The 14,277-nt window shown below is 60.1% G+C and carries 11 protein-coding genes and 3 tRNA genes; all 14 read left to right on the forward strand.

Annotated elements, in window-relative coordinates; all coding sequences use genetic code 11:
• Nucleotides 1-143 precede the first annotated feature (143 nt).
• The 14 genes from accD (at nt 144) to BK665_RS05525 (ending at nt 14,107) form a co-directional block, all read left to right on the forward strand.
• Nucleotides 144-1,064, forward strand: a complete 921-nt coding sequence (accD, locus tag BK665_RS05460; protein WP_123403595.1) for an acetyl-CoA carboxylase, carboxyltransferase subunit beta — start codon at nt 144-146, stop codon at nt 1,062-1,064.
• Nucleotides 1,061-2,368, forward strand: coding sequence for a bifunctional tetrahydrofolate synthase/dihydrofolate synthase (folC, locus tag BK665_RS05465; protein WP_123403597.1), 1,308 nt, complete (start codon nt 1,061-1,063; stop codon nt 2,366-2,368). Before accD ends, folC begins: the two co-directional genes overlap by 4 nt.
• Nucleotides 2,352-3,017 (forward strand): SPOR domain-containing protein, encoded by a 666-nt coding sequence (locus BK665_RS05470; RefSeq protein ID WP_123403599.1) that lies wholly within the window; start codon nt 2,352-2,354, stop codon nt 3,015-3,017. Before folC ends, BK665_RS05470 begins: the two co-directional genes overlap by 17 nt.
• A 98-nt stretch (nt 3,018-3,115) precedes the next feature.
• Nucleotides 3,116-3,676, forward strand: coding sequence for a CvpA family protein (locus BK665_RS05475; RefSeq protein WP_123403601.1), 561 nt, complete (start codon nt 3,116-3,118; stop codon nt 3,674-3,676).
• A 41-nt stretch (nt 3,677-3,717) separates the two neighbouring features.
• Nucleotides 3,718-5,223: an amidophosphoribosyltransferase gene (gene purF, locus BK665_RS05480; protein ID WP_123403603.1), complete on the forward strand. Its 1,506-nt coding sequence runs from the start codon at nt 3,718-3,720 to the stop codon at nt 5,221-5,223.
• A 178-nt stretch (nt 5,224-5,401) separates the two neighbouring features.
• A complete protein-coding gene (locus BK665_RS05485) occupies nt 5,402-6,613 on the forward strand; it encodes an O-succinylhomoserine sulfhydrylase (protein WP_054615508.1) in 1,212 nt (403 codons plus the stop codon).
• Nucleotides 6,610-7,386, forward strand: coding sequence for an SDR family oxidoreductase (locus BK665_RS05490; RefSeq protein WP_123403605.1), 777 nt, complete (start codon nt 6,610-6,612; stop codon nt 7,384-7,386). The genes BK665_RS05485 and BK665_RS05490 overlap by 4 nt, the downstream gene beginning before the upstream one ends.
• Before the next feature lie 283 nt (nt 7,387-7,669).
• Nucleotides 7,670-7,745 (forward strand) — tRNA-Val (locus BK665_RS05495).
• Between the two features lie 55 nt (nt 7,746-7,800).
• Nucleotides 7,801-7,877, forward strand: a tRNA-Asp gene (locus BK665_RS05500).
• Between the two features lie 91 nt (nt 7,878-7,968).
• A tRNA-Asp gene (locus BK665_RS05505) sits at nt 7,969-8,045 on the forward strand.
• A gap of 382 nt (nt 8,046-8,427) precedes the next feature.
• Nucleotides 8,428-8,937 (forward strand): sigma-70 family RNA polymerase sigma factor, encoded by a 510-nt coding sequence (locus BK665_RS05510; RefSeq protein ID WP_123403607.1) that lies wholly within the window; start codon nt 8,428-8,430, stop codon nt 8,935-8,937.
• Nucleotides 8,934-9,884, forward strand: a complete 951-nt coding sequence (locus tag BK665_RS05515) for a FecR domain-containing protein (RefSeq protein WP_123403610.1) — start codon at nt 8,934-8,936, stop codon at nt 9,882-9,884. The genes BK665_RS05510 and BK665_RS05515 overlap by 4 nt, the downstream gene beginning before the upstream one ends.
• A gap of 67 nt (nt 9,885-9,951) precedes the next feature.
• On the forward strand, nt 9,952-12,378 hold the full coding sequence (locus BK665_RS05520; RefSeq protein ID WP_123403612.1) for a TonB-dependent receptor: 2,427 nt from the start codon (nt 9,952-9,954) through the stop codon (nt 12,376-12,378).
• 352 nt (nt 12,379-12,730) lie between these two features.
• Nucleotides 12,731-14,107 carry a diaminobutyrate--2-oxoglutarate transaminase gene (locus BK665_RS05525; RefSeq protein ID WP_123403614.1) on the forward strand — a complete coding sequence of 459 codons (1,377 nt, stop codon included), beginning with the start codon at nt 12,731-12,733 and terminating at the stop codon, nt 14,105-14,107.
• The last annotated feature ends 170 nt before the right edge of the window (nt 14,108-14,277 follow it).

The raw sequence follows: 14,277 nt of genomic DNA on the forward strand, positions 1-14,277 counted from the left end.
GCTGAGGGTTTTCGGGTTGTACGCAGGTCAGTTTTTCTGACCCGGCCATCCGGCATCATCGCCACACACATGAATTTAGCTCAAGGGCATACGCGGGGCTGCGAACCAAAGCGTTCGGGCCGCCGGTACTGGAGAAAGAAAGCATGAGCAACTGGTTAGTAGACAAACTGATCCCTTCGATCATGCGTTCCGAGGTCAAGAAGAGCTCGGTGCCTGAAGGTCTGTGGCACAAATGCCCGTCTTGCGAGGCTGTGCTGTATCGTCCGGAGCTGGAAAAAACCCTGGACGTTTGCCCCAAGTGCAACCACCACATGCGTATCGGCGCCCGCGCCCGTATCGACATTTTCCTCGACGCCGAAGGCCGTGCCGAACTGGGGGCGGACCTGGAGCCGGTTGACCGTCTGAAATTCCGCGACGGCAAGAAGTACAAGGACCGCCTGACCGCCGCGCAAAAAGCCACCGGCGAAAAAGACGCCCTGATCTCCATGAGCGGCACCCTGCTGGGCATGCCAGTGGTGGTTTCCGCGTTTGAGTTCTCCTTCATGGGCGGCTCGATGGGCGCCATCGTCGGTGAGCGCTTCGTGCGCGCCGCCAACTACGCCCTGGAAAACAAGTGCCCGATGATCTGCTTCGCCGCCTCCGGTGGTGCGCGGATGCAGGAAGCCCTGATCTCCCTGATGCAAATGGCCAAGACCTCTGCGGTGCTGGCGCGTCTGCGTGAAGAAGGCATTCCGTTCATCTCGGTGCTGACCGACCCGGTCTACGGCGGCGTTTCCGCCAGCCTGGCGATGCTCGGCGACGTGATCGTCGGCGAGCCGAAAGCCCTGATCGGTTTCGCCGGTCCGCGTGTAATCGAGCAAACCGTGCGCGAAAAACTGCCGGAAGGCTTCCAGCGCAGCGAGTTCCTGCTGGAACACGGCGCTATCGACATGATCATTCACCGTCAGGAACTGCGTCCGCGCCTGGGCAACCTGCTGGCACAGATGATGGGCCTGCCGACGCCGAAATTCGTCGCCGCACCTATCGAGCCGATCGTGGTTCCACCGATACCTGCCAACCTATGACCGAACGTACCCTTGGCGAATGGCTCGCCTACCTTGAGCAGTTGCACCCTTCGGCCATCGACATGGGCCTGGAGCGCTCGCAACAGGTAGCGTCCCGCATGGGACTGGGCAAGCCGGCGCCTCGGGTGATCACGGTCACCGGCACCAACGGCAAGGGGTCCACCTGCGCATTCGTGGCTTCATTGCTGCGGGCCCAGGGCCTGAAAGTGGGTGTCTACAATTCTCCGCACCTGCTGCGTTACAACGAGCGGGTGCAGGTCAATGGCGTCGAAGCCTCTGACGCCGAGTTGTGCGAAGCCTTTGCTGCGGTCGAGGCCGGGCGTGGCGAGACTTCCCTGACGTACTTCGAAATGGGCACCCTGGCGGCGTTCTGGCTGTTTCAACAGGCCAGTCTCGATGCCGTGGTGCTGGAAGTCGGCCTGGGCGGGCGTCTGGACACGGTCAACGTAGTCGATGCGGATATCGCGCTGGTCACCAGCATTGGCGTTGATCACGCCGATTACCTGGGCAATACCCGCGAATCCGTGGCTTTCGAGAAGGCCGGCATCTTCCGCCAGGGCGCGCCTGCGCTCTGTGGCGACCTGGATCCTCCCCAACCCCTGCTGGACAAGGTGCGCGAGCTGGCTTGTCCGTTTTTCCTGCGTGGGCGCGATTTCGATCTGGGCATTACCGATCACAACTGGCAATTGCGCGGCCTCGATGCTCAAGGGCGTGTGGTTGAACTGCATGACCTGCCGTTGCTCGATCTGCCGATGGAAAACGCGGCGTTGGCGTTGCAGGCTTATTTGTTGACCGGTTTGCCGTGGGTCGATGCGCAGATTGTTGAAGCGCTGAAAGCCACGCGCATCGTTGGTCGGCTTGATCGCCGGCAGTTCGACTGGCAGGGCAAGCGCCTGAATTTGTTACTGGATGTGGGGCACAATCCCCACGCAGCGGAGTATCTGGCTCGGCGCCTGGCCAGTCGTCCACCAGTGGGCAAACGCCTGGCGGTGTTCGGCTTGCTGGCGGACAAGGATCTGGATGGTGTCGTTGGCGAATTGAATGCTAGTGTCCAGTCATGGGCGGTTGCGCCGCTGGATTCGCCGCGGGCGCGTCCGGTCGAGGAATTACACGTGGCCTTGCAGAACCTTGGCGCGTCGGTAACGTCCTATGGCAGTGTGGCCGCCGCTCTGGAAGGGCAGTGCGCACTCGCGACGAGCGACGACGAGATTCTGTTGTTCGGATCATTTTATTGTGTTGCCGAGGCCCTGGAATGGTTGGCCCGGCGCTCCACGGAGGAAGCGGCAAATGGCTTTGCTGGATAAGGCGTACAAACAGCGCATGGTCGGTGCCCTGGTGCTGATTGCGCTGGCGGTGATTTTTCTGCCGATGCTGTTCTCCCGTCAGGACGAACAGCGTCAGGTCACGGTGCAGGCACCGTCTGCACCACAGGCCCCTTCGGTGCCGCAGTTGCAGGTCGAACCGGTGGTAGTGCCTGAGCCGCAAGCCCTGCCTCAAGAGCCGGTGCCAAGCGATGACGAGATTGCCGATCAGCAAGCACCGGCGATGCCGATTGCACCGGCTGCGCCTGCGACGCCTGCGACGCCTGCGACTCCTGCCGCTAAACCGGTGACTCCGCCGCCTGCGCCTGTCGCCAAACCAGCACCGGCCCAGCCGATCACTGCTGCACCGGCCAAGCCAGACACCACCCAGAGCCGCGTCGATGCCAATGGCCTGTCGGTCAGTTGGTCGGTGCAACTGGCCAGTCTGTCGAGTCGCGCCAGCGCAGAAAGCCTGCAAAAATCCCTGCGCAGCCAGGGCTACAACGCCTACATTCGCACTGCCGATGGCAAGAATCGGGTGTTCGTCGGGCCGCTGATCGAGCGCGCAGAAGCCGATCGTCTGCGTGATTTGTTGGGTCGCCAGCAGAACCTGAAAGGTTTTGTCGTGCGTTTCCAGCCTGAGCGCGGCTAAAACTATCGCCCCGATTTGAAATGCACTGACAATCGCAGCTTACCGATAAGCATGGGCTCTGCTAAAATGCGCCGCCTTATCCGTCTGTAGGCTGCACTGTGCCATTTACCTGGGTTGACTGGGCGATCGTTGCAATCGTCGCCATCTCCGCATTGATCAGTCTGAGCCGCGGCTTCGTCAAAGAAGCACTATCGCTGGTGACCTGGATCATCGCAGGAGTCGTCGCCTGGATGTTCGGTGGTTCATTGTCCGAGTACCTCGCCGGATACATCGAAACGCCATCGGCCCGTGTGATCACGGGCTGCGCCATCATGTTTGTCGCCACGTTAATCGTCGGTGCAATGATCAATTATCTTATCGGCGAATTGGTTCGCGTCACCGGGTTGTCCGGGACCGATCGATTCCTCGGCATGGCCTTCGGCGCCGCACGTGGCGTGTTGCTGGTGGTCGTGGCAGTCGGGCTGTTGAGCCTGGGGCCGGTACAGCAGGACAGCTGGTGGAAAGAATCACAGCTAGTGCCAAAATTTTTATTGGTCGCAGACTGGTCCAAAAACCTGATTCTCGGGTGGAGCAGTCAGTGGCTTGCCAGCGGTATCAGCGTACCCGCTGAGTTACCGTTCAAGGAGCACCTCTTGCCGACGGCCAAAACGCCTCAGTGAGTTGTGTTCAGTTCAGATCCATTAAGTAGGGGTTGCGTCGCATGTGTGGCATCGTCGGTATCGTCGGTAAGTCGAACGTCAATCAGGCGCTGTATGACGCGCTAACCGTGCTCCAGCACCGCGGCCAGGACGCTGCCGGTATCGTGACCAGCCATGATGGCCGGTTATTCCTGCGCAAGGACAATGGTCTTGTGCGTGACGTGTTCCATCAGCGTCACATGCAGCGCCTGGTCGGCCACATGGGCATTGGCCATGTGCGTTACCCGACCGCGGGCAGTTCGACTTCGGCCGAAGCCCAACCGTTTTACGTCAACTCGCCTTACGGCATCACCCTGGCGCATAACGGTAACCTGACCAACGTTGAACAACTGGCCAAGGAGATTTACGAATCTGACCTGCGCCACGTCAACACCAACTCCGATTCGGAAGTGCTGCTCAACGTGTTTGCACACGAACTGGCCCAGCGCGGCAAGTTGCAGCCTACCGAAGAAGACGTGTTCGCCGCCGTGACTGACGTGCACAACCGTTGCGTCGGTGGCTACGCCGTCGTGGCGATGGTGACCGGCTACGGCATCGTCGGTTTCCGCGATCCGCACGGCATCCGCCCGATCGTCTTCGGCCAGCGTCACACCGACGAAGGCGTCGAGTACATGATCGCCTCCGAAAGCGTGTCCCTGGACGTGCTCGGTTTCACCCTGATTCGCGACCTGGCACCGGGCGAAGCGGTCTACATCACTGAAGACGGCAAGCTGCACACCCGTCAGTGCGCGACCAACCCGTCCCTGACCCCGTGCATCTTCGAACACGTCTACCTGGCGCGTCCGGACTCGATCATCGACGGCGTCTCGGTCTACAAGGCTCGCCTGCGCATGGGCGAGAAACTCGCCGACAAGATCCTGCGCGAGCGTCCAGAGCACGACATCGATGTGGTCATCCCGATCCCGGACACCAGCCGCACCGCGGCCCTGGAACTGGCGAACCACCTGGGCGTCAAGTTCCGCGAAGGCTTCGTGAAGAACCGCTACATCGGCCGGACCTTCATCATGCCGGGCCAGGCTGCACGGAAAAAATCCGTACGCCAGAAGCTCAACGCCATCGAACTGGAATTCCGCGGCAAGAACGTGATGCTGGTGGACGACTCGATCGTTCGCGGTACCACGTGCAAGCAGATCATCCAGATGGCCCGTGAAGCCGGCGCGAAAAACGTCTACTTCTGCTCCGCAGCCCCAGCGGTGCGCTACCCGAACGTCTACGGCATCGACATGCCGAGCGCCCACGAACTGATCGCCCACAACCGTTCGACCCAGGACGTGGCCGACCTGATCGGCGCCGACTGGCTGATCTATCAGGACTTGCCTGACTTGATCGAAGCGGTGGGTGGCGGCAAGATCAAGATTGAGAACTTCGATTGCGCGGTGTTCGACGGCAAGTACGTCACTGGCGACGTCGACGAGGCTTACCTGAACAAGATCGAGCAGGCCCGCAACGATGCCTCCAAGGTCAAGACCCAGGCAGTCAGCGCGATCATTGATCTGTATAACAACTGAGTAACAACTACCGGCCTGCATCTGTAGGAGCGAGGCTTGCCCGCGAAGGTGGTGTCACAGGCAACAGTGATGTTGAATGTGACGACCCCTTCGCGGGCAAGCCTCGCTCCTACATTGACGGGTGTCCCCCTCCAGGCCGGTTTTGTATCTACTACCGAGCAAGGCAAGGAGTGACAGCATGAGTCAGGATTGGGATGCCGGTCGGCTGGACAGCGACCTCGATGGCGTAGCGTTCGATACCCTGGCCGTACGCGCCGGTCAGCACCGTACGCCGGAAGGCGAACACGGTGATCCGATGTTCTTCACTTCCAGCTACGTATTCCGTACCGCTGCCGACGCAGCAGCGCGTTTTTCCGGTGAAGTGCCGGGCAACGTTTACTCGCGCTACACCAACCCGACCGTACGCGCGTTCGAAGAGCGTATCGCCGCGCTGGAAAGCGCCGAGCAAGCGGTGGCCACCGCCACTGGCATGGCCGCGATCATGGCGGTGGTGATGAGCCTGTGCAGCGCCGGTGACCATGTGCTGGTTTCGCGCAGTGTGTTCGGTTCGACCATCAGCCTGTTCGAGAAGTACTTCAAGCGCTTTGGCATCGAAGTCGATTACGTTCCGCTGGCAGACCTGTCCGGCTGGGATGCGGCGATCAAGGCCAACACCAAATTGCTGTTCGTCGAATCGCCATCCAACCCGCTGGCCGAGTTGGTGGACATCGCCGAACTGTCGAAAATCGCTCACGCCAAAGGCGCGATGCTGGTGGTCGACAACTGCTTCTGCACCCCGGCGTTGCAGCAACCGCTGAAGCTGGGCGCGGACATTGTCGTGCACTCGGCGACCAAGTTCATCGACGGCCAGGGCCGTTGCATGGGCGGCGTTGTAGCCGGTCGCAGCGAGCAGATGAAAGAAATCGTCGGTTTCCTGCGCACCGCCGGGCCGACCCTCAGCCCGTTCAACGCCTGGATCTTCCTCAAGGGCCTCGAAACCCTGAATCTGCGGATGAAGGCGCACTGCGCCAACGCCCAGCAACTGGCCGAGTGGCTGGAGCAGCAGGACGGTATCGAGAAGGTTCATTACGCTGGTCTCAAGAGCCATCCGCAGCACGAACTGGCCTTGCGTCAGCAGAAAGGCTTCGGCGCGGTAGTGAGTTTTGAAGTCAAGGGCGGCAAAGAAGGCGCGTGGCGCTTTATCGATGCGACTCGTTTGATTTCCATCACCGCCAACCTCGGTGACACCAAGACCACCATCACCCACCCGAGCACCACCTCCCACGGCCGCCTGGCGCCGCAAGAGCGTGAAGCGGCGGGGATCCGTGACAGCCTGATCCGCATTGCGGTCGGCCTGGAAGACGTGGCCGACCTGCAAGCCGATCTGGCGCGCGGTTTGGCTGCCTTGTGATCGAGTTGTCGACGCCGAGTACGGGCACCCATGGCCGCGTTGCGCTGGTCACCGGTGCCGCCCGTGGCATCGGCCTGGGGATCGCGGCCTGGCTGATCAGCGAAGGCTGGCAGGTGGTGCTGACGGATCTGGATCGCGTGCGCGGTTCGAAAGTGGCGAAGGTGCTGGGCGACAACGCCTGGTTCATCGCCATGGACGTGTCGAACGAAGGGCAGGTGGCGTTGGGCGTTGCCGAGGTGCTGGGGCAATTTGGGCGTCTGGATGCGCTGGTGTGCAATGCGGCGGTGGCCGATCCGCACAACATCACCCTGGAAAGTCTTGATCTGGCCTACTGGAACCGTGTGTTGGCGGTAAACCTCAGTGGGCCGATGTTGTTGGCCAAGCACTGTGCGCCGTATCTGCGTGCTCACAACGGTGCGATCGTCAACCTGGCCTCGACCCGCGCCGGACAGTCGGAACCCGACACCGAGGCTTACGCGGCGAGCAAGGGCGGCCTGTTGGCCCTGACTCACGCGTTGGCGATCAGTCTGGGGCCGGAGATCCGCGTCAATGCGGTCAGCCCGGGCTGGATCGATGCGCGGGACCCGGCTGCACGGCGTGCCGAACCCCTGACCGATGCCGATCATGCCCAGCATCCGGCGGGCAGGGTAGGGACGGTCGAGGACGTGGCGGCGATGGTGGCGTGGTTGTTATCGAGGAACGCCGGTTTCGTCACGGGCCAGGAGTTCGTGGTCGATGGCGGCATGACCAAGAAGATGATTTACAGCGAGTAATTCAGCGGCGACCCGGCTAGCGTTTATGTTGGATGTGCCGCCGTCTTCGCGAGCAAGCCCGCTCCCACAGTTGATTGTCGGCGTACACAGATTCTGTGTACGACACAAAACCACTGTGGGAGCGGGCTTGCTCGCGAAAGCGGTCTGACGGCATAAGCGTGATGATGACGACTACCCACATCTCGCCGAATGACACGATTTTGTCTTTTTCAGAAAAACTTCAATCCTGCTATTGACTTAGGTTCGCTACCTGCGTAAATTTCGCGGCCTCGGAGATGCAAACGGGTGATTAGCTCAGCTGGGAGAGCGTCTGCCTTACAAGCAGAATGTCGGCGGTTCGATCCCGTCATCACCCACCACTTCCGAGAGTCTTGCGAAAGCAAGATGGAAGCTTTTAAAAGCCTCCACCGACGCGCAGCGGTAGTTCAGTCGGTTAGAATACCGGCCTGTCACGCCGGGGGTCGCGGGTTCGAGTCCCGTCCGCTGCGCCATATTTCCGAAGCAGGTTTACCTTCTTCGAGATTGAAAAGCCTCGAAGCTTTCAGTCAGACGAGTTACTTGGACGCAAGTCCAAAGCGATACGCAGCGGTAGTTCAGTCGGTTAGAATACCGGCCTGTCACGCCGGGGGTCGCGGGTTCGAGTCCCGTCCGCTGCGCCATATCTGCCTCAAGGCCCACTGAACGCCTTGGAGCTACGAAGAAAAGCCGCTGGCTGACTTCGAGTCGATAGCAAAGACCCTGGTCGAGAGACCGGGGTTTTTTGTGTCTGCGATTTGGCTTTTCTCTCCTTTCCCCGTCCCTCATGGATTCGCATCCGCCGACCAAGCGCAGATCTGCAATGAATTCTGACGTTTCGTGATAATTCCCCTCAATTCCCCGCAGCCCTGATTAACCGGTGCTTTCGCGGCTGTCATCCTTGTCTGTCATACATTTATTCAAGTAGTTACTAGGTGCAAACCGCACAAAGCGCTTTATTTGAAGTCCCATCACTAATTAGAATGAGTCGCATTTAAAATATTTCTTCGCGCAGGGTTCCATTAGATGAGTGATGCAGCGATGCCGACGGGGCAAACCTTCCACGACCTGTACCGCGACCACCGGGGCTGGCTCGAAAGCTGGTTGAGACGACGCATGGGCAATGGCTGTGATGCGGCGGACCTCAGTCAGGATACGTTCGTACGCTTGCTCGCCAGTTCCCAGCGTATTGCCGACCTGCAAGAACCCCGCGCTTACCTCGCCACAGTCGGCAAGCGGCTGCTGACCAACTTCTACAAGCGCCGAAGCCTCGAACAAGCCTATCTCAATGCGTTGGCGCTGCTGCCGGAGGACTGCGTGCCGTCCCCCGAGCAGCGCTGGATCCTGTTGGAAACCCTGCAAGCCCTGGACGAATTGCTTGATGGCTTGCCGAGCCCGGTGCGACGGGCGTTTCTCTGGAGTCAGCTGGAAGGTTTGGGTTATCAAGAAATCGCCGAACGCCTGCAGGTTTCGGAGCGCACGATCAAGCGCTACATGGCCCAGGCCTATGAACATTGCCTATTGGTGGAGCTGTGATCGGTTCGGCGCCTTCGGCTGAAGCTCGCCAGGTTGTGCGAGCCGCCGCGCAGTGGCTGGCGTTGATGGAATCCGGTTCCGCCAGTGAGCGCGAGCGTGCCGAGTTGCAGAGTTGGCGCGATAGTCACGCCAGTCATGAGCAGGCCTGGCAGAAGGCACAAATGCTGCGCCAGCGCTTTGCCGACTTGCCGCCGGCACTGGCCATGGCCAGTCTGGATCGACCACAAGCCAGTCGGCGCACGGTGCTCAAACGTGCCGTAGGTGCGGTGGCGCTGGTGCCGACCGCCTGGCTGATCAGTCGGCAGTTGCCCCTGGACGTCTGGAGCGCCGATCTGCGAACCGCGACCGGGGAGGGCAAGAAAGTCCAGTTGGCCGATGGCAGCACGCTGCAATTGAACACCGCGAGCGCCGTCGATATCGACCTGAAGAATCGCCTGCTGAAACTCGTGGAAGGCGAAATAGCGCTGAATGTGCCTGGAGCTTCGCCGCTGACGATCCAGACGCGCTTCGGCCAAGTGGTCGTCAGTCAGAGCGAAGTCTGCGTGCGTCAGGAACAGACGGGCTGCAAGGTGTCCGTGCTCAAAGGCACGGTGCAGTTGCAGCCTCTGCGTGGACCGGTCTTTTCCTTGCGCGGCGGCCAGCAAGTCAGCCTTCAGGCGATGGGTGCCGGTAACGTGGAGCCATTCGACGTATTCGCCCCAGGCTGGCGCGACGGCGTGTTGATGGCGCAAAACCAGCCCCTGGGGGATTTTCTGCGCGAACTCAGCACCTATCGCCCCGGTGTACTGCGCTGGGAGCCGGAACTGGAAGCCCTGCGTGTCACTGGCAGTTTTCGTCTGGAAGACACTGATCGCATCCTTGCGTTGCTGGCGGCCAGCCTGCCGCTGGAGGTGCATTCGCGTACGCGTTATTGGGTAACGCTGCTGCCGCGCAAAAATATTGTTTAAGGCGTGTCCCCTTTTTTCGCGTCGCTTGTCATTCAAAGCAAGTGAAACGAAATCAGAGAGATTCTCAATGCCCGCAGTGATGCCTTGCAGTACGCGTCTGACTCCCTCCAGGCTGCGCCCGTTGTTGCACTTGAGTCTGTTGTTGAGCCTGAGTGCCTGTCCGTTGTTCATCACTGCCGGTTGGGCCGCAGATGCGTCCAAACGCAGCTACCAAGTTCCCGCCGGCAGCCTCAGCGCTGCGCTGACCCGTTTCGCCGGGCTGGCCGGGGTGAACCTGTCGGTTGACCCGGCGCTGGTGAGTGGTCGTAACAGCCCCGGGCTCTCCGGTGACTTCGCGGTCGAGGAGGGCTTTGCCCGGCTGTTGCAGGGTTCTGGTCTGCAATTGCAACCGGTGGGCGAGCAAGCGTACATCCTGACCCCCGCGCCAGAAGGCGGCAGCCTGCAATTGGCGCCGACTTCGATTCTCGGTGCCACGGGCGGGTCGGACGCCGAGGTGTATACCGGCGGCCAGGTCGCACGCAAAGGTTCGCAAGGCATGCTCGGCTCCAAAGACTTCATGGAAACGCCGTTCAGCATGACCACCTACACCGCCGAGGCGGTGAAGAACCAGCAGGCCCGTACCCTGGGCGACCTGGTGGCCAGCGATCCGTCGGTTCGCGCTACCAACCCTGCGGGTGGGCGCTATGAACAGTTCACCATTCGCGGGCTCAGCCTGTTCAACAGCGATGTTTCCTACAACGGCCTCTACGGCGTGCTGCCGACCTATACGATTGACATGGAGATGGCTGACCGCGTCGACATCATCAAAGGCCCGAGCCAGCTCATCAACGGCATCTCGCCGCGGGGCAGCGTCGGTGGCGGGATCAACGTGGTGCCCAAGCGTGCCACCGATGCGCCAATCACCTCGTTCACCGCTAACTACGCGTCCAACAACCAGATTGGCGGCGCCGTGGATATCGCCCGTCGCTTTGGTGAGGATGACAAGTTCGGGATTCGTTTCAACGGCGTGAAGCAGTCCGGCGACACCGAATGGGATCACCAGAGTGTCGACCGCGACATGGCCGTACTGGGCCTGGATTTTCGCGGCGAACGCCTGCGCCTCTCGACCGACGTCGGGCACACCGAGCGTGATACCGATGCGCCGCAGGAGCGTGTGCAGGTCCTCGGCCTCAATACGAAAGTCCCGAATCCGAACGATGTTCGCCACAACTATGCGCAGCCTTGGAGCAAGGCGCGAACCAAGGACACCTTCGGGATTGTTAACGGCGAATACGACGTCAGCGATTCCGTCATGCTGTACGGCGGCGTGGGCGCGCGTAAAAGCAATCACGACTTCCTGCGGCATGCCGTGGCAGTCACCAATAATGCCGGCGATTTCAGCGTTCAGCCCCGTGACTTCACCCGTGACGAAAATGTCCGCACGGGCAATTTTGGCGTACGCAACTGGTTTCATACCGGTCCGGTGAGCCATGAAATCAATCTGGCGGCCAGTTATTTCTATATGGACTTCGAAAATGGCGGCGCTCGCTATGCCTCGGCCCCCAGCAATCTCTACAACCCGGTAGAAACGCCGACACCGAACAGACCTACGCGACAGGATCCGAAGGTCTACACAGAGAACCTCTCCACCGGCCTGGCGTTGTCGGACACTCTCGGCTTCTTCGATGACCGTGTGCTGCTAACCTTCGGCGCTCGCTGGCAGCGCGTGAAGGTTGACGATTGGAACAATGACGTCAAAGGCGACACCGCCTATGACGAAGAAAAAGTTTCGCCGTCGGGTGGCATCCTGTTCAAGGCCACCGACAAACTGTCGCTGTACGCCAACTACATGGAAGGCTTGAGCCAGGGCAAGATTGCGCCGACAGCCTCGGTCAACGACGATGAGATTTTCCCTCCGTTCATCAGCCGTTCGGTCGAGGTCGGCGCCAAGTATGACGCCGGTGCGTTCGCCGTCACCGCTGCGGTGTTCCGGATCAAGCAGCCGGCCTACGAGACTAACGACAAGACACAGATCTTCGGCCCGAACGGCAAGCGTCAGAACACCGGTGTGGAAGTGAGCATGTTCGGTGAACCGCTCGATGGCTTCCGCCTGCTCGGCGGCGTCATGTATATCGACAGCGAATTGAAAAAGACCACCGACGGCCTCTACGACGGAAACCGCGCCCCAGCCACGCCGAAATACAACGTCAACCTCGGCGCCGAATATGACGTGCGCAGCGTACAGGGCCTGACCCTGACCAGCCGCGCCATCTATTCCAGCTCGCAGTACCTGGACCAGTCCAACGTCGAGGAAATCGACGCGTGGACCCGCATGGACGTCGGCGCTCGCTACGCGTTCAAGGTCGACGAGAAGAACGTCACCTTGCGCGGCAATATCGAGAACGTGGCGAATAAGCGCTACTGGAGTTCGGCCGGGGCTTCGGATGACAGTGAGCCTGGCTTGACCCTCTCGACCCCGCGCACCTATCTCCTTTCGGCAACCGTCGACTTCTGAATCGAACCCGTCGTGCGCCACAGGGAAGGGCGCCGCCGTGTTGTTGATGAACTGATTCTGGCAGAGGAAGAGCCCATGTCCACGCTAACATGATCTAACGCGACACTTTTATTTCAGTTGTTACCTGTTTAAAGGTAATAACAAAGTTGTCAGATTTATAACAAGAACATGGCCGGATAATGGCACTGATGATCGTATTTCAAGTTTTTATAACTTGTGATGGTGCGTGCGCGAACAGTTTTAATAGCCGAATATCGAGTTATGTAAATATTCCAAAAAAGTGTGAGCCAGCAGTTGCGTCCAATTCTTAATGGGAATAGTTTGCATATCGAAACTTATCGAGGATAAACCGATGTTGAATGATGGCTTATTGCACTCTAACACTTTGCAAAAAACCAATGCCGACTATCTGGCTCGACAAAGCAAGTTCGAATCCAATGTACGCAGTTATCCACGCAAGTTGCCACTGGCGATTGCCAAGGCGCATGGCGTCTGGGTAACCGACGTCGAGGGCAATACCTACCTCGACTGCCTGGCCGGCGCCGGCACCCTGGCCCTGGGGCACAACCATCCGGCGATCATGGCCAGCCTCGACAGTTTCCTCACCTCGGGCCTGCCGATGCACACCCTGGACCTGACCACCCCGGTCAAGGACGCCTTCAGCGAAACCCTGCTCAGTCTGTTGCCGAACCAGGGCCGCGATTACTGCCTGCAATTTTGCGGACCGTCCGGAGCGGATGCGGTGGAGGCGGCGCTGAAGCTCGCCAAAACTTTTACCGGGCGCAGCAACATCATCAGTTTCTCCGGGGCCTACCATGGCATGACCCACGGCGCCCTGGCCCTGACCGGCAATACCGCGCCGAAAAATGCCATCGCCAGCCTGATGCCGGGCGTGCAGTTCATGCCGTTCCCCCATGAATACCGTTGCCCGCTGGGGATTGGCGGCGAGGCTGGGGTCGAGGCGCTGACCCACTATTTCACCCAGTTCATTGAAGACGTCGAAAGTGGCGTTTCGCTTCCGGCGGCGGTCATTCTTGAGGCCGTGCAGGGCGAGGGTGGAGTCAACAGTGCCCCGGCGAGCTGGCTGCGGGCGATCCGCGAGGTGACGCGCAAGCACGGCATCCTGCTGATACTTGACGAAGTGCAGACCGGTTTCGGTCGCACCGGCAAGATGTTTGCCTTCGAACACGCTGAAATCGAACCCGACCTGATCGTCATGTCCAAAGCCGTCGGTGGCGGTTTGCCGATGGCGGTGCTGGGCATCCGCCGTGAGTTCGACGCCTGGGAGCCGGGTAACCACGCCGGCACCTTTCGCGGCAACCAGATGGCCATGGCCGCCGGGCTGGCGACGTTGCAGGTGCTGCAACAACAGAACCTAGCCGCCCAGGCCGAACGCCGTGGTCAGTGGCTAAAGGACCGATTGGTCGAGTTGCAGGCCCATTACCCGGCCCTCGGCCAGGTGCGCGGTCGCGGCTTGATGCTGGGCATCGAGATCGTCGATGAACGCCAACCGGCGGATCGCCACGGGCATTTCCCGATGGACCCGGCGCTGGCCGTGGCCATCCAGCAGCAGTGTTTCAAACAAGGCCTGTTACTCGAGCGCGGCGGACGCAAAGGCAATGTGATTCGCCTGTTGCCGCCGTTGATTATCGACGAAGAACAATGCCAGCAAGTGATCCAGCGTTTTGATAACGCCGTGGCGGCCGCTTTGTTGCAATTGCGCCCTTGAATGAATCAATCGAAGTTGCCTCGCAATACCTGCGGCAGACAGCAACTTCGATAGTCGTCCGATTGTTTAAAAGGTTAAACAAAGTGATGTCGTTATGTGGAGTTCTGTCGGCCGTTTAAACGGTTGCTCAGCAACTAATTTTTTCCGCGATATAACGTGTCCAGTGACCT

Source organism: Pseudomonas frederiksbergensis, from assembly GCF_003732665.1.
GTDB classification, from domain to species: Bacteria; Pseudomonadota; Gammaproteobacteria; order Pseudomonadales; family Pseudomonadaceae; genus Aquipseudomonas; species Aquipseudomonas frederiksbergensis_G.